The organism is Pseudoalteromonas sp. APC 3893, from assembly GCF_030408095.1.
Taxonomy (GTDB): domain Bacteria; phylum Pseudomonadota; class Gammaproteobacteria; order Enterobacterales; family Alteromonadaceae; genus Pseudoalteromonas.
Genome location: NZ_JASDCD010000037.1, coordinates 1 through 16,078 on the forward strand (window position 1 = coordinate 1; position 16,078 = coordinate 16,078).

Here is a 16,078-nt window from a genome sequence, read left to right on the forward strand (position 1 = left end):
TACGAAAACAGTTAAATAAATTGACTGATGATGATCAGTTAAGCTAATTTAAAAACGGCTCTACAAAATGATAAATCAAGTGATCAAAGCTGATGAGAATCGGTGATCAAAGTCATGAGAATGCGCACTAAGGCCGCGTATCTATTCAGATACTACTATCCTTTGAGATGGTAGATGCTAATAACCCTAAAAGCATCTACTATGATTGTTCACCTCTACGCTCGGTTGTACCATTAGCCATACGGCCACCTAGGTAGAGGTCGTCTGTAGAGAAGACGGGTCTGGTGTGCAGCCACTGATTTGAACTATAACTTACCTTCCTACATTGTGCGTCAGAAAAACCCCCCTAAGTTTTCCCCAGTTTTTTTAAGGCGGATTCCCTGCGAGTCGTCCGTCGAGGCCACTGCTCATGATGCCTCGACACCCTATTCGCCATAAAAAGTTGCTGCAATCTCTGATCACTGTGATAATTTTATTTATGAACTAGCTCGAAATGAGCATCAAGAAAAAGGGCGTTCTCACTGCCCGCAACACGTTCCTGAGGAGCTGCACTCGCAGCATTATGGGTCATACGAGCAACTCCCTATAAACAACACAAATATAAACCACAGTAGTTCGCGCTGTACTTCAACAGCAATCACACGGCTCAGCTTTGTTGCTTTAGATCAGTTAGTCTTTTTTGTTACGACAATATGCTCGGATACGCACCGTTTGTATGATTTTAAAACTAAGCTACTCGGCATTTTGGCCTCGATATTTCCGTTTTGTGATTTTCTCTATACTTTCAAATCAATTTTTAAACTCACAAGGAAGGTAAAATGTACAAATGAGGGTATCGTTTTTAACAACTGGTAAGCTGGTGGAAAAGTATTACAGGAGAAGATTACACTAGCTCGTACAAAGAAAATGGTGAACAAAGTTCGTGTCAGTATCTTTAAATCAACATGGATTAGCACAATTTTTACTAATACATGCGAAGCTGTTACCTGAAAACTAGAAAAAACTTACACTCAAAAAACCAAAAACAACCAATTAAAACTGCTTTAGATCTCGATCTGTAAAATTTGTTATCCACAATTGCTGCTGATCGAGCCTTATTTAGCTGAACGAGGAATAAATAACTAATTAATTTTAGCTCTGCCCCTCTGATTTGTTCAATAAAACCACAAAAATGCACTTAATTTGTAATTTTAAGTCGATTACTAATAAATTTACAGTTTTATTAAAATCCATAGCCTAACAAAATGATCGTTATCAACAAGCTTTCTATCCACAATCAAATATAGAACGTCAAAGCACTTAAAAAATCGCAATTAAGATTAACGACGGAATTAAAGATCAAAAGCTTAGGCCTTATAACGGGCAATAACATAATTAAAGGACATAGCTTTCTTACTATTTATCAACAGCTTGATCATAAGATTACAATTAGGAATATATTATTTTATATAACAAAATCATAAACTTAATGCATCACCAATTTTATTGTATAATTTTACACCATAAAAACTTATACAAAGATCGATTATCTACTTTACTGCACAATAAACTTGTTTATCATAACCATCAAATCTAGCAGGAAAGCGATCAAGAAAAACATGTATTCAGTAAACATTATTATCGGTAGTCAAATGGGATCTGCAGAATATGTAGGTGAACAACTAGCCGAGCAGTTAATATCGCAAGGGATCACCACTGAAGTACATGATCAACCTGACTTTTCACAAATAGATCAAGAAAACACTATTTGGCTATTATGCACCTCAACATATGGTGCGGGTGACTACCCTGAAAACCTATTACCCTTTATTAATGATCTTAACCAAGTTGATGATCTAAAAGGACTAAAATTTAGTGTTATTGGCCTCGGTGATACCAGTTACGATACCTACAACCTAGCTGGTCGTAATTTAGAACAACTACTTATAAGTAAAGGAGCTGAGTGTACAGCACCAAGGTTAGAACTGAATATTTTGGATGAAGAGCTACCAGAAGACACAGCTTTAGCCTGGTTACCTGAGTGGATCGAAATAAACAATCTTAAAACACAGTGATCTAATGCAACTCCACCAGCTAAAGTTATACACAATTTATCTATAATTTAGATCGAATTGTGGATAAGCTATGATCTAATTGCGTTTTAAAGGGGTGTTATCCATTGGATAAGATCCGAAGTTAAACCCCCTGTGTATAAATAGCCTTTTTGATCAGAGCTTATATCTATCTTGATCCGATCATATAAACACCTTTAGATCAGATCTAACGTTATGTTTTTAATTATAAACTAAACCTTATCAACAGAAATGGCGATCACTAGTAGTAATAGAAATAAAAGATCTCTTTAAAAGATCCTTTATATTATTAGAGATCACTTACTTAGATCTTGGCGAGAGTTTAATCATTTATCTTCTGTCAATTTATAGGTAGAATACGTTCCCCTTGGTAGTTTGCTGGTTGATTTAAGTAGGATCCTGAAATGATTTTTCACGAAAATTTTGATGTTATTGTTGTTGGTGGTGGCCACGCTGGTACAGAAGCTGCGCTTGCTGCTGCACGAATGGGTATGAACACCCTGCTGCTAACTCACAACATGGATACTCTTGGTCAAATGTCATGTAACCCAGCAATTGGTGGTATTGGCAAAGGTCACCTGGTTAAAGAAATTGATGCTCTAGGTGGTGCAATGGCGCAAGCTATTGATAAAGGTGGGATCCAATTTCGTACATTAAATTCTTCTAAAGGCCCTGCTGTTCGTGCAACTCGAGCACAAGCTGATCGCGCTCTTTATAAAGCCGCTATCCAAGACATCCTGCAAAACCAAGATAATTTAAAGATCTTTCAGCAATCGTGTGATGATCTCATTGTCGAAAATAATCAAGTTAAAGGCGTAGTGACCCAAATGGGATTACGCTTTAGCGCGCCATCTGTTGTATTGACCGTTGGTACTTTCCTAGGTGGTCAAATTCATATTGGCCTTGAGAACTTTAAAGGCGGCAGAGCGGGTGATCCACCTTCAATCGCATTAGCCGATCGCTTACGTGAGCTACCATTTCGTGTTGATCGTTTAAAAACGGGTACTCCACCACGTATTGATGCTCGTACCGTTGACTTTAGCAAAATGCAAGAGCAACCAGGGGATGCGCCTACACCGGTATTTTCATTTTTAGGAAAGCAATCAGATCATCCACAACAGATCCCATGCTATATCACCTATACCAATGAAAAAACGCATGATGTGATCCGTAATAATTTACATCGTTCACCTATGTATTCAGGTGTGATTGAAGGCATAGGTCCGCGTTACTGCCCTTCTATTGAAGATAAAATTGTCCGTTTTGCAGATAAAGACAAGCACCAAATCTTTGTTGAGCCTGAAGGCCTTACTTCTTACGAGCTTTATCCAAACGGTATTTCAACAAGCTTGCCTTTTGATGTACAACTAGAGATTGTGCAGTCCATTGCCGGTTTTGAAGATGCTCATATTTGTCGTCCGGGCTATGCTATTGAATATGACTTTTTTGATCCTCGTGATTTAAAGAAATCGCTCGAAACTAAATTTATTGATGGTTTATTCTTTGCTGGCCAAATCAATGGCACCACAGGGTATGAAGAAGCCGGTGCGCAAGGATTAATAGCGGGCATGAATGCGGCATTACAAGTTCAAGGTAAAGAACCTTGGACACCACGTCGTGACGAAGCCTATGTAGGTGTACTTATTGATGACTTAACAACACTCGGTACTAAAGAACCATACCGTATGTTTACTAGTCGTGCTGAATACCGTTTATTACTACGTGAAGATAATGCTGATATTCGTTTGACTGCAAAAGGTCGTGAATTAGGTTTGGTTAATGACGAGCGTTGGCAGTCATTTAATGAAAAAATGGATGTGATCGCCAAAGAATCACAACGTATAAAAGAAACCTGGATCCACAAAGATCACGCTGTTATTGATCAAGTAAACAGTTTACTTAAAACACCTTTAGTGCGTGAAGCAAGTTTAGAAGATCTTCTTCGTCGTCCTGAAATTCGTTATAACGATCTTATGGCTATTGATGGCCTTGGATCTGAGTTTGATAATGCACTGGCACTTGAGCAAGTTGAGATCCATACTAAATATGCAGGTTATATTGCACGCCAGCAAGATGAGATCAACAAACAACTGCGTCATGAAGAAACTGTATTACCAAAAGATTATGATTATTCGACTGTTTCGGGGTTATCGAATGAAGTTGTTGCTAAGTTAACTGAGGCGCGTCCGGATACCATTGGCCAAGCATCGCGTATTTCTGGTATCACCCCTGCTGCTATTTCGCTATTATTAGTGTATCTAAAGAAGCAAGGCTTGTTACGTAAAATTGCGTAATAATTAAGGAATACTGTGTTACAGCAACAATTGACCTCTTTGTTAGCGCAAACTGATATTGCGCTAACCGAAAAACAACAGCAACAACTTGTTCAATATGTTGAGCTACTTAACAAATGGAACAAAGCATATAACTTAACCTCAGTGCGAATGCCTGAAGAAATGATGATAAAACACATCATGGATAGCTTAGTTGTTGCACCTCACCTACCCGGTCATCATTATATTGATGTTGGAACGGGCCCTGGCTTACCTGGTATTGTATTAGCAATTGCGTTACCTGATACTCAGTTTGTGTTATTAGATAGCTTAGGCAAACGCGTACGTTTTTTAATGCAAGTTAAGCATGAGTTAGGCCTTAAAAATGTAACCCCAGTTCAGTCTAGAGTTGAAGAATATCAACCAAGTGTTAGATTAGATGGTGTTTTAAGCCGCGCATTTGCTTCATTACAAGATATGGTTGACTGGTGTTCGCACTTGATTGATCATTCAGGTAAATTTATAGCATTGAAAGGTGTTTTTCCTAGTGACGAGCTAGAATCATTACCTGCGGGCATTAAATTTGAGCAAAAAATAGCATTGGAAGTTCCAGAGTTAGATGCACAAAGACATTTAATTATTCTTTCTAAAGACTAGGGATCAGAGCACTGTGGCAAAAGTCATCGCAATAGCAAATCAAAAAGGCGGCGTGGGTAAAACCACTACAGCTGTAAATTTAGCAGCTTCAATGGCGGCAACAAAACGTAAAGTGCTATTAATCGATTTAGATCCGCAAGGTAACGCAACCATGGGTAGCGGTATCGATAAATACAGTGATGTTGCCACTATCTATGACTTATTAATCGAAGATAAGCCGATTGATGATGTTGTCTGTAAAGAAACATCAGGCGAGTATCATTTAATCGCCGCGAATGGTGATGTGACTGCGGCTGAAGTTAAATTAATGGAATTGTTTGCTCGTGAAGTCCGTTTGCGAAATGCACTTGAAAAAATATCAGATCAATACGAGTTTATTTTTATAGACTGTCCACCTTCATTAAACATGTTAACTGTTAATGCAATGGCCGCTGCTGACTCTATTTTAGTGCCTATGCAGTGTGAGTATTATGCTCTTGAAGGTTTAACAGCTTTAATGGATACCATCACCCAATTAGCAAAACTGGTAAACCCTAAATTACAAATTGAAGGTATTTTGCGCACTATGTATGATCCGCGAAACCGTCTAGCTAATGATGTATCTGAGCAATTAAAACAACACTTTGGTGATAAAGTATACCGTACAGTGATCCCTCGTAATGTTCGTTTAGCTGAAGCCCCTAGTTTTGGTGCACCAGCCATGTATTATGACCGGGCATCAAGTGGTGCTAAAGCCTATTTAGCACTTGCCGGTGAAATGTTACGCAGAAAAGAAAAAACATCTCCTATTGTCGCCTAACTTTGAGGTAAAAAAATAACATGTCTGCTAAAAAACGCGGTTTAGGCCGAGGACTCGATGCTTTACTTAGTTCATCAAAACCAGCACCAAACCAAACAGAAAGTGTTCAAGATAGTGCGCCTACGGTGGATACAGCTGCCTTAGAACAGCCAAAAAGTGAATTACAAAAGTTAGCTATTGAGTTTTTACATTCGGGTAAATACCAGCCGCGTAAAGATATGTCAGAAGAAGCGCTGGAAGAATTAGCAAGCTCGATTCGATCGCAAGGTATTATTCAACCAATTGTTGTTCGCCCTATTGCACAAAATAGTTACGAAATTATCGCTGGTGAGCGACGCTGGCGTGCAGCGCAACTTGCTAAGCTTGATGTTGTTCCGTGTATTATTAAAGACGTACCAGATGAAGCGGCGGTTGCAATTGCACTTATTGAGAATATTCAGCGAGAAGATTTAAATGCCATGGAAGAGGCCATTGCATTAAACCGCTTACTTAACGAATTTGAATTAACTCATCAACAAGTAGCTGATGCTGTAGGTAAATCACGTACAACAGTGACCAACTTACTGCGTTTAAATAATTTAAATGACGATGTTAAAATATTGTTAGAACATGGTGATATAGAAATGGGCCATGCACGTTGTTTATTAGCCCTAGAAGGTGAACCTCAATCAGACGCTGCTCGATTGGCTGTTGCTAAAGCATTAACGGTACGCGAAACTGAAAAATTAGTCCGTTCAATTTTAGAACCTGCGGCTAAAAAAGAAATTGTAGAAAAAGATCCAGATGTCAAACAGTTAGAACAGAAATTAGCAGATAATTTAGGCGCAAAAGTGGAAATTAACTATAACAAAAAAGGTAAGGGTAACTTGGTTATTTCTTACACTAACCTTGATGAATTAGACGGGATTTTAAACCGTATAAACCAAGACTATTCCCAACATTAATTAATATCATGTCCAAAATGAGACAATTGCCTCATTTTTGCACCACAATACACCGACTCAAGTTGCAAAACTGGTAGGATTCAGTATAATTTCGCCAGTTTTCATACCCTGACAAATAGAACGCTAATAAGGTTAACTAAACGTGACTAATAAGTTAGCAGCGCCTTATCAATTGGCTGCATTTAAATTAATCTGTTTGCAAGGTAGTGTAGCATTGGTTGCTGCCATAATTGTTTTCATCGGTTGGGGAGTAGATGCCGGTCTCTCAGCATTAGCTGGAGGTGCTGTAGCAGTACTTCCCCACTGTGTATTTTCCATCTATGCATTCAGGTATATGGGTGCAAGTAAGGTAAATCAAGCGTATTCCTCGCTAAAACGAGGCAACGGACTAAAATTTTTGCTGACAATCATATTGTTTGCACTAGTACTTAAGCATTTTTCGGTAATTTTATTACCTTTTTTTAGTATCTATGTACTGGCGTTATTAACTGGATTGTTCGCACCCGTTTTTTTTAAACATTAACTTTTGGGATATAACATGGCTGCAGAAGAAGTTACTCTATCTAGCCATATTCAGCACCACTTAACCAATGCTAAGATGTGCTCGACCGATGCTGGTCTTGCCTTCAATAAAGCATGTACGGACAGTGGTTTCTGGACATGGCATGTAGATACCCTCGCATGGTCTATCGGTTTAGGTCTTATATTTTTATGGATCTTCCGTAGTGCCGCTAAAAAATCAACACTGGGTGTACCAGGTAAATTTCAATGTTTTATTGAAATGATCGTAGAGTTCGTTGGCGATAACGTACGCGATACCTTCCACGGTAAGAGCAAGCTTATTGCACCATTAGCATTAACAATATTCGTGTGGATATTCTTAATGAACTTAATGGATTTAATACCAGTTGATTTCCTACCTGCATTTGCTGGTGTTGTTGGCGAAACTGCATTTGGTATGGATTCACACGACGTATACATGAAAATCGTACCTACTACTGACATTAACTTAACAGCTGCGTTAGCGCTAGGTGTTTTCTTATTGATGATCGGTTACTCAATTAAAATCAAAGGTATCGGCGGTTTTATTAAAGAACTAACACTTCACCCGTTTAGTTCAAACAATACAGCTATGCAGATTCTTTTAATCCCATTCAACCTATTACTAGAGCTTATCGCATTGGTTTCTAAGCCGTTTTCACTGGCTCTGCGTTTGTTCGGTAACTTATATGCAGGTGAGTTAATCTTCATCCTTATAGGTGCTATAGGTTTAATGCAACTACCGTTGCACTTTGTGTGGGCTGTATTCCATATTTTGGTAATTGTATTGCAAGCATTCGTATTCATGATGCTTACAATCGTATACCTAAGCATGGCAAGTTCGGATAATCACTAATTACTATATTTACAATTTTACTTTTAACTTTAATTTACAATTGAAACTTTGGAGAAAAAAATGGAACTAATGATCGGTCTTAAGTATATCGCTGTAGCTTTACTTATCGGTTTTGGTGCAATCGGCACTGCAATCGGCTTCGGTAACATGGGTGGTAAATTCCTAGAAGCATGTGCACGTCAACCTGAACTTGCTCCTTCACTACAAGTTAAGATGTTCATCCTAGCTGGTCTAATCGATGCTGTAGCAATGATTGGTGTTGGTATCGCGATGGTATTGTTGTTCGTACTTTAATTTTATTTTTTGAACAGCTTACTATTTAAGGAGGAGCGGTTGTGAACTTAAACGCCACTCTTATCGGTGAATTAATTGCATTTACGGTGTTCGTACTTTTCTGTATGAAGTTCGTATGGCCACCACTAAACGGTGCAATTGAAGCTCGCCAAAAGAAAATCGAAGATGGTTTAGCTGCCTCTGATAGAGCCGAGAAAGACTTAGAACTAGCGCAACATAAAGCTGCAGAACAGCTTAAAGATGCAAAGGCTCAAGCGGCAGATATCATTGAACAAGCTAAAAAGCGTGCCGTGCTAATTGTTGACGAAGAAACTGTTCGTGGTCAGCAAGAGCGTGAAAAAATTATTGCTCAAGGGCACTCTGAAATTGAATCAGAGCGTAACCGTGTGACAGAAGAGCTACGTAAGCAAGTAGCAACTCTGGCAGTGGTTGGCGCAGAAAGAATTTTAGAGCGCGAAATCAATCAAGCCGCACATAGTGACATCGTTGAAAAACTTGTCGCTGAGCTGTAATTAGGAGGGTATGAGCATGTCTGAATTGACTACTATCGCTCGCCCATACGCTAAAGCGGCTTTTGAACTTGCCGTTGAAAAAGGCGCTATTGATAGCTGGAATGACATGTTGTTCTTTGCTGGCCACGTTGCCAGCAATGAACAGGCATCTACCATTTTAGCTGGATTGCCTACTGCTACTGCACAAGCTGAGTTATTTATTAACTTATGTGGTGAGCAGCTCAACGAACAAGGTCAGAACCTAGTTAAGGTGATGGCTGAAAATGGACGTTTGATTGCACTACCTGAAGTTGCTCATTTATTTTCTGCTTTAAAAGCAGATTATGAAAAAGAAATCGATATTGATGTGATTTCGGCAACACCTCTTGCTGCAGCGCAGCAAGAATCACTGGTAGCGGCACTTGAAAAACGTTTCGCACGCAAAGTTAAGCTGAATTGTAGTGAAGACGCTACAGTAGTTGGCGGCCTTATAATTAAGGCGGGTGATACTGTAATTGACGGCTCTTTACGCGGTAAATTAAATCGCTTAGCCACAACACTACAATCGTAATTGGGAAAAAGAGCATGCAACTTAATTCCACTGAAATTTCAGATCTGATCAAACAACGTATTGAGAAGTTCGAAGTTGTAAGTGAAGCTCGTAACGAAGGTACTATCGTATCTGTTACAGACGGTATCATCCGCATCCACGGTCTAGCTGACTGTATGCAAGGTGAGATGATTGAGCTTCCTGGCAACCGTTATGCTATCGCACTAAACCTTGAGCGCGACTCAATTGGTGCAGTAGTAATGGGTCCTTACGCTGACCTTACAGAAGGCGTAAAAGTATACACAACTGGTCGTATCTTAGAAGTTCCTGTTGGTGCGGGTCTACTTGGTCGTGTTGTTAACACACTAGGTGCTCCTATCGATGGTAAAGGCGCTTTAGATAACGACGGGTTTGAACCTGTAGAAAAAATTGCACCAGGTGTAATCGAGCGTCAATCTGTAGATGAGCCAGTACAAACTGGTTACAAATCTATTGATGCTATGATCCCAGTTGGTCGTGGTCAGCGTGAGCTTGTTATCGGTGACCGCCAAACAGGTAAAACTGCACTAGCAATCGATGCAATCATTAACCAAAAAGACACAGGCGTTAAGTGTGTGTACGTAGCGGTTGGTCAAAAAGCATCTACTATTGCTAACGTAGTACGTAAATTAGAAGAGCACGGTGCACTTGCAAATACTATTGTAGTTGTAGCATCTGCTTCTGAATCTGCGGCACTTCAGTACTTAGCACCGTTCTCGGGCTGTACTATGGGTGAATACTTCCGTGACCGTGGTGAAAACGCATTAATCGTATATGATGATTTATCTAAGCAAGCTGTTGCTTACCGTCAAATCTCATTGCTACTTAAGCGTCCACCAGGTCGTGAAGCATACCCAGGTGACGTATTCTACCTTCACTCGCGTCTTTTAGAGCGTGCATCACGTGTAAACACTGATTACGTAGAAAAGTTCACTAACGGTGAAGTGAAAGGTAAAACAGGTTCATTGACGGCATTGCCTATCATTGAAACTCAAGGCGGCGACGTTTCTGCGTTCGTACCGACAAACGTTATCTCTATCACCGATGGTCAGATCTTCTTAGAAACTGACTTATTCAACTCAGGTATCCGTCCGGCAGTAAATGCTGGTATCTCGGTATCGCGTGTTGGTGGTGCTGCACAAACTAAAATCGTTAAGAAACTAGGTGGCGGTATCCGTCTAGCCCTAGCTCAGTACCGTGAATTAGCTGCGTTCTCGCAGTTCGCGTCTGACCTTGATGATGCTACTCGTGCTCAACTTGAGCATGGTGAGCGTGTAACAGAGCTAATGAAGCAGAAGCAGTACGCGCCAATGTCTGTTGCTGAAATGTCTTTGTCGTTATTCGCAGCTGAGAAAGGTTACTTGCAAGACATCGAAATCTCAAAAATTATGGATTTCGAAGCGGCATTACTTTCTTTCGCAAATAGCACATACGCAGAGCTTATGGCTCAAATCAATGAAACTGGTAACTACAACGCCGAGATCGAAGCGCAGCTTAAAGAACTTCTAGAGAAGTGTAAGTCTACGCAAACTTGGTAATTTAGTTATTAATGGTGCGCTTTAGTCCGCTAAAGCACACCTTGATTCGGAGAGAGAGTCATGGCCAGCGGAAAAGAGATTAAAAGCAAGATCGGCAGTATTAAAAATACTCAAAAGATCACTAGCGCAATGGAAATGGTTGCTGCGTCTAAAATGAAAAAGGCGCAAGAACGAGTGGCTTCAAGCCGTCCATACGCTGAAAAATTACGTAAAGTGATTGGTCGTGTTGCTCAAGCAAATCTTGATTTTACTCACCCGTTCTTAGAAGAGCGTGAAGTAAAACGAGTTGGTTATATTGTTATCTCTACTGACCGTGGTCTATGTGGCGGCTTAAACTCAAATGAGTTTAAGAAAGTTGCATTAGACATTAAAGCGTGGAAAGAGAAAGGCGTAGATGCTGATTTTGCTACTTTAGGTAGTAAAGCAGCTGGCTTCTTTCAACGTTTTGGTGGTCAAGTGCTTGCTAAAAAAGCAGGTCTTGGAGATAAGCCTTCAGTACAGGACGTAATTGGTCCGGTAAAAATAATGCTAGATGCATTCTCTGAAGGTAAAATTGACCGTTTATTCCTGGTATATAACAACTTTGTTAATACCATGAAGCAAGAGCCAATAGTAGATCAGTTACTCCCTTTGCCAAAAGCTGAAGAAGAAGTATCTACACATGCGTGGGATTACTTATATGAACCAAACCCAGAGGCTATTTTAGAGTCTTTGTTAGTTCGCTTCATTGAGTCTCAAGTATACCAAGGTGTAGTTGAAAACGCTGCCTCTGAACAGGCTGCCCGCATGGTTGCAATGAAAGCTGCAACTGATAATGCCGGTGACCTTATGGATGAGTTACAGCTTGTATATAACAAAGCTCGCCAAGCAGCAATCACACAAGAAATTAGTGAGATTTGTTCTGGTTCAGCAGCAGTTTAATGCTTCAGGCAAAGATTAACGAGAGGAATAGACATGAGTTTAGGTAAGGTCGTCCAAATTATCGGCGCCGTTGTGGATATCGAATTTCCACAAGACAGCGTGCCAGCCGTATATGACGCGCTAAAAGTAACAGATGGCGATTTAGCTGGTTTGACTTTAGAAGTTCAACAGCAGCTAGGTGGCGGTGTGGTACGTACTATCGCACTAGGTACTACAGATGGTTTACGTCGTGGTGCTTCAGTAGAAAACACAGGCAAAGCAATTCAAGTTCCAGTTGGTACTAAGACTCTAGGTCGTATCATGAACGTACTTGGTGAGCCAATTGATGAAGCAGGTCCAATCGGTGAAGACGAGCGTATGTCTATCCACCGTGCAGCACCTACTTACGAAGAGCAATCAAGCTCAGTTGAACTTTTAGAAACGGGTATCAAGGTAATCGACCTTGTATGTCCATTCGCTAAAGGTGGTAAAGTTGGTTTATTCGGTGGTGCCGGTGTTGGTAAAACCGTAAACATGATGGAACTTATCCGTAACATCGCAATCGAGCACAGCGGCTACTCAGTATTCGCAGGTGTTGGTGAGCGTACACGTGAGGGTAACGATTTCTACCATGAAATGAACGATTCAAACGTACTTGATAAAGTATCGCTTGTATACGGTCAGATGAACGAGCCACCGGGTAACCGTTTACGCGTAGCGTTAACAGGTCTTACTATGGCTGAGAAGTTCCGTGACGAAGGTCGCGATGTACTTTTCTTCGTAGATAACATCTACCGTTACACACTTGCGGGTACTGAAGTATCAGCACTTCTTGGTCGTATGCCATCAGCGGTAGGTTACCAGCCTACACTTGCTGAAGAAATGGGCGTACTTCAAGAGCGTATCGCATCTACTAAGACTGGTTCAATTACTTCAATCCAAGCGGTATACGTACCTGCGGATGATTTAACGGATCCATCTCCAGCAACAACGTTTGCTCACTTAGATGCAACAGTGGTACTTTCACGTGATATCGCATCACTAGGTATCTACCCAGCGGTAGACCCTCTTGATTCATCTTCACGTCAGCTTGATCCACAAGTAATCGGTGAAGAGCATTACGGTATAGCGCGCGGCGTTCAAACAGTTCTTCAGCGTTACAAAGAACTTAAAGACATCATCGCGATTCTAGGTATGGACGAGCTTTCTGACGAAGATAAGCAACTTGTATCACGTGCACGTAAAATCCAGCGTTTCCTATCTCAGCCATTCTTCGTGGCAGAGGTATTTACAGGTGCGCCAGGTAAATACGTTTCACTTAAAGACACAATTGCAGGCTTCAAAGGTATCTTAAACGGTGAGTTTGATGATATGCCAGAGCAAGCGTTCTACATGGTTGGCTCTATTGAAGAAGCTCAAGAAAAAGCCAAAAGCATGTAATTAGGAGGGTAGTATGGCAGCTATGACTGTACATCTTGATGTAGTAAGTGCTGAAGAGAAATTATTTTCTGGTTTAGTAGAATCTATTCAAGTATCTGGTAGTGAAGGTGAGTTAGGTGTTAACGCCGGTCACGCCCCACTACTAACTGCCCTTAAACCTGGTATGGTACGTTTAGTTAAGCAATTTGGTGAAGAAGAACTCATCTATATTGCTGGCGGTACACTAGAAGTTCAACCGAACATAGTGACCGTACTTGCTGATACAGCTGTTCGTGGTGAAGACCTGGACGAGAAAGCTGCAGAGCAAGCTAAACGTGACGCTGAAGCTCAAATGGCAAAAGGTGCATCTGCTGAGCTTGATTATAATCAAGCCGCAATGCAACTAGCTGAAGCAATTGCTCAGCTACGCGTTATTCAGCAATTACGTAAAAAGTAAGCCTATCTGGTTTTTAAAAGCCCACTTTACGTGGGCTTTTTTGTGCCTGAATAAAAATAATGTTTCTATCTATGCAATAGATCGCTTTTTGTACTTATATCCTTCATTGATCCCCGTTACAATAAAGCATATGAAAGCAATGTTTGATTTCAGCTAAGATTCAGTGGCAACTGCTAAGTTGTCGTTGAGTATTTGCGCATGATGTGACTTACGTAATCTTATTGAATTCACGCTCGCTTACTTATTTCAATAAAACAAAGAAAGAAGGAAATTGTTTTAATGTCACTTACAACGGTTATTTTAGCTGCGGGTAAAGGTACTCGTATGCGCTCTGCTCTGCCTAAGGTACTACATAAAGTTGCAGGTAAGCCAATGGTGCAACACGTTATCGATAACGCTAATGCACTCGGTGCCACATCAACAAACTTGGTTTATGGTCACGGCGGCGAATTATTACAACAACAACTAGCTGATAATGACGTAAACTGGGTGCTGCAAGCAGACCAGCTTGGTACTGGCCATGCCGTAGCACAAGCAAACCCTCATATTAATGATGAAGATACTGTTTTAGTTTTATACGGCGATGTACCTCTTACAAAGCAATCAACGCTTGAGCGTTTACTTGCTGCAACCCCTAGTAATGGCTTAGCCGTACTTACAGTAAACCTAGTTAACCCTAATGGTTACGGTCGTATGTTACGCGTTGATGGTAAGTTAGTAGGTATTGTTGAGCAAAAAGATGCAACACCAGAGCAGTTATTAATTACCGAGGTTAACACCGGTATTATGGCTGTGAATGGGAAGCTTTTAAAAAGCTGGTTAGGTAACTTATCAAACGAGAATGCCCAAGGTGAGTATTATCTAACAGATATCGTTGCTATGGCGCATAGTGAAGGTGTTGAAATTAGCTCAGCACAGCCTGATCACCCAATGGAAGTTGAAGGTGCAAACAACCGTGTACAACTTGCTGGCCTTGAACGTGCTTATCAAGCATGGCAGGCTGAAGAGTTAATGTTAAACGGTGCGACACTTGCTGACCCTGCTCGCATTGATGTACGCGGCGAAGTCACGACTGGTGAAGATGTATTGATTGACGTGAACGTTATTTTTGAAGGTAAAGTAACTTTAGGTAACAATGTTGAAATCGGCCCTAATTGTGTACTTAAAAATTGTACCATTGGCGACAATGTAGTTATTAAAGCCAATACATTAGTTGAAGATGCGAGTATCGCTACTAAATGTACCCTTGGTCCATATGCCCGTTTACGACCAGGTGCCGTTATGGAAGAAGACTCGCATATTGGTAACTTTGTCGAAATGAAAAAATCGCGTTTAGGCAAAGGCTCTAAAGCAAATCACTTAACCTATCTTGGCGATGCTGAAATTGGCGAAAAAGTAAATATAGGCGCAGGCACTATTACCTGTAACTATGATGGTGTGAATAAATCAAAAACCATTATTGGTGATAATTCATTTATTGGTTCTAATTCATCATTAGTTGCCCCAGTAAATATTGGAGCAACAGCCACCATCGGTGCAGGTTCGGTTATTACCAGCACAGTAGCCGATGACCAATTAGCACTAGCGCGCAGTAAACAGCGTAATTTAGATGGTTGGAAGAGACCGGTAAAAAAATAAAATAATATAGGCTGCGCTGCAGCCTTTTTTATTACTGTGGAAAAATAGGTTAATAAAGTAGCTAAAATAGCGTTTAAACCCCCTTCTTGTATGCCATTCATACAAATTAGAAATTAATTTAATAAAATTGAAATAAAGCGTTGACGGCCTCAAGAATATCCCTATAATGCGCATCCACTGACCCGGCAGGCAGCAATGAAAAGCGCTGAACAAACGGTAAGTGAGTCGAGTAAAACTTAATATTAAAATTTCTTAAAATTAAGTGTTGACAAAAAAATAGGAAAGCGTAACATGCGCAGCCCTAGCGAGATAAAGCAAAGCGCTTTAATCGCAATGTTCTTTAACAATATAAAGCAATCATCTGTGTGGGCACTCGTACAGATTGAGTTCTAACAGCCGATTCTAGTTCGCTAGATGACGCAAAAAATTTAGAGTCTCAATTGAAACTGAGTGACCAACAGAATAGTTACTTTTAGTAATTATTCAGCACAGTCAATTCAATATCGAAAGATATTAAATAAATTCAGAATTCATTGAGCTGTTCTTCACTCTTTATTGGGTGGGAACATAAAAACTTTTAATTGAAGAGTTTGATCATGGCTCAGATTGAA

The 16,078-nt window shown here is 40.3% G+C and carries 15 protein-coding genes; all 15 read left to right on the forward strand.

The features are described 5' to 3' along the window. The first annotated feature begins 1,598 nt into the window (after positions 1-1,598). The 15 genes from QMA12_RS21095 to glmU all read left to right on the forward strand — a co-directional run bounded on the left by QMA12_RS21095 (position 1,599) and on the right by glmU (position 15,467). Complete coding sequence (locus QMA12_RS21095; RefSeq protein ID WP_087533912.1) at positions 1,599-2,054, forward strand: flavodoxin domain-containing protein; 456 nt, start codon at positions 1,599-1,601, stop codon at positions 2,052-2,054. Positions 2,055-2,476: 422 nt separating this feature from the next. Then, positions 2,477-4,366, forward strand: coding sequence for a tRNA uridine-5-carboxymethylaminomethyl(34) synthesis enzyme MnmG (gene mnmG, locus QMA12_RS21100; RefSeq protein WP_290211401.1), 1,890 nt, complete (start codon positions 2,477-2,479; stop codon positions 4,364-4,366). A gap of 15 nt (positions 4,367-4,381) precedes the next feature. After that, positions 4,382-5,002 carry a 16S rRNA (guanine(527)-N(7))-methyltransferase RsmG gene (gene rsmG / locus QMA12_RS21105; protein WP_087533914.1) on the forward strand — a complete coding sequence of 207 codons (621 nt, stop codon included), beginning with the start codon at positions 4,382-4,384 and terminating at the stop codon, positions 5,000-5,002. A 13-nt stretch (positions 5,003-5,015) separates the two neighbouring features. Then, positions 5,016-5,801 (forward strand): ParA family protein, encoded by a 786-nt coding sequence (locus QMA12_RS21110; RefSeq protein ID WP_087533915.1) that lies wholly within the window; start codon positions 5,016-5,018, stop codon positions 5,799-5,801. Between the two features lie 20 nt (positions 5,802-5,821). Further along, positions 5,822-6,745, forward strand: coding sequence for a ParB/RepB/Spo0J family partition protein (locus QMA12_RS21115; protein WP_087533916.1), 924 nt, complete (start codon positions 5,822-5,824; stop codon positions 6,743-6,745). A gap of 142 nt (positions 6,746-6,887) precedes the next feature. Then, positions 6,888-7,268, forward strand: a complete 381-nt coding sequence (locus QMA12_RS21120) for an ATP synthase subunit I (protein ID WP_087533917.1) — start codon at positions 6,888-6,890, stop codon at positions 7,266-7,268. Positions 7,269-7,283: 15 nt separating this feature from the next. Further along, the gene (atpB, locus tag QMA12_RS21125) at positions 7,284-8,141 is read left to right on the forward strand and encodes a F0F1 ATP synthase subunit A (protein ID WP_087533918.1); all 858 of its coding nucleotides are present in this window, start codon (positions 7,284-7,286) and stop codon (positions 8,139-8,141) included. Positions 8,142-8,201: 60 nt separating this feature from the next. Then, positions 8,202-8,435: a F0F1 ATP synthase subunit C gene (atpE, locus tag QMA12_RS21130; RefSeq protein ID WP_010561330.1), complete on the forward strand. Its 234-nt coding sequence runs from the start codon at positions 8,202-8,204 to the stop codon at positions 8,433-8,435. A gap of 41 nt (positions 8,436-8,476) precedes the next feature. Beyond that, positions 8,477-8,947, forward strand: coding sequence for a F0F1 ATP synthase subunit B (gene atpF, locus QMA12_RS21135; RefSeq protein WP_087533919.1), 471 nt, complete (start codon positions 8,477-8,479; stop codon positions 8,945-8,947). A 16-nt stretch (positions 8,948-8,963) separates the two neighbouring features. Next, on the forward strand, positions 8,964-9,497 hold the full coding sequence (atpH, locus tag QMA12_RS21140; protein ID WP_087533920.1) for a F0F1 ATP synthase subunit delta: 534 nt from the start codon (positions 8,964-8,966) through the stop codon (positions 9,495-9,497). Between the two features lie 14 nt (positions 9,498-9,511). Then, entirely contained in the window at positions 9,512-11,053 is a 1,542-nt protein-coding gene (atpA, locus tag QMA12_RS21145) for a F0F1 ATP synthase subunit alpha (RefSeq protein ID WP_008112134.1), read from the forward strand. A 60-nt stretch (positions 11,054-11,113) separates the two neighbouring features. After that, entirely contained in the window at positions 11,114-11,974 is an 861-nt protein-coding gene (gene atpG, locus QMA12_RS21150) for a F0F1 ATP synthase subunit gamma (RefSeq protein WP_008112136.1), read from the forward strand. A gap of 33 nt (positions 11,975-12,007) precedes the next feature. After that, the gene (gene atpD, locus QMA12_RS21155) at positions 12,008-13,393 is read left to right on the forward strand and encodes a F0F1 ATP synthase subunit beta (RefSeq protein WP_087533921.1); all 1,386 of its coding nucleotides are present in this window, start codon (positions 12,008-12,010) and stop codon (positions 13,391-13,393) included. Positions 13,394-13,406: 13 nt separating this feature from the next. Next, positions 13,407-13,829, forward strand: coding sequence for a F0F1 ATP synthase subunit epsilon (locus QMA12_RS21160; RefSeq protein ID WP_008112140.1), 423 nt, complete (start codon positions 13,407-13,409; stop codon positions 13,827-13,829). Between the two features lie 279 nt (positions 13,830-14,108). Then, the gene (gene glmU / locus QMA12_RS21165; protein ID WP_087533922.1) at positions 14,109-15,467 is read left to right on the forward strand and encodes a bifunctional UDP-N-acetylglucosamine diphosphorylase/glucosamine-1-phosphate N-acetyltransferase GlmU; all 1,359 of its coding nucleotides are present in this window, start codon (positions 14,109-14,111) and stop codon (positions 15,465-15,467) included. Positions 15,468-16,078 lie beyond the last annotated feature (611 nt).

Coding starts and splice junctions, on each gene's coding strand:
- QMA12_RS21095 (WP_087533912.1), top strand. CDS start 1,599: ATGTATTCAGTAAACATTATTATCGGTAGTCAAATGGGATCTGCAGAA.
- mnmG (WP_290211401.1), top strand. CDS start 2,477: ATGATTTTTCACGAAAATTTTGATGTTATTGTTGTTGGTGGTGGCCAC.
- QMA12_RS21115 (WP_087533916.1), top strand. CDS start 5,822: ATGTCTGCTAAAAAACGCGGTTTAGGCCGAGGACTCGATGCTTTACTT.
- atpB (WP_087533918.1), top strand. CDS start 7,284: ATGGCTGCAGAAGAAGTTACTCTATCTAGCCATATTCAGCACCACTTA.
- atpE (WP_010561330.1), top strand. CDS start 8,202: ATGGAACTAATGATCGGTCTTAAGTATATCGCTGTAGCTTTACTTATC.
- atpH (WP_087533920.1), top strand. CDS start 8,964: ATGTCTGAATTGACTACTATCGCTCGCCCATACGCTAAAGCGGCTTTT.
- atpA (WP_008112134.1), top strand. CDS start 9,512: ATGCAACTTAATTCCACTGAAATTTCAGATCTGATCAAACAACGTATT.
- atpG (WP_008112136.1), top strand. CDS start 11,114: ATGGCCAGCGGAAAAGAGATTAAAAGCAAGATCGGCAGTATTAAAAAT.
- atpD (WP_087533921.1), top strand. CDS start 12,008: ATGAGTTTAGGTAAGGTCGTCCAAATTATCGGCGCCGTTGTGGATATC.
- QMA12_RS21160 (WP_008112140.1), top strand. CDS start 13,407: ATGGCAGCTATGACTGTACATCTTGATGTAGTAAGTGCTGAAGAGAAA.
- glmU (WP_087533922.1), top strand. CDS start 14,109: ATGTCACTTACAACGGTTATTTTAGCTGCGGGTAAAGGTACTCGTATG.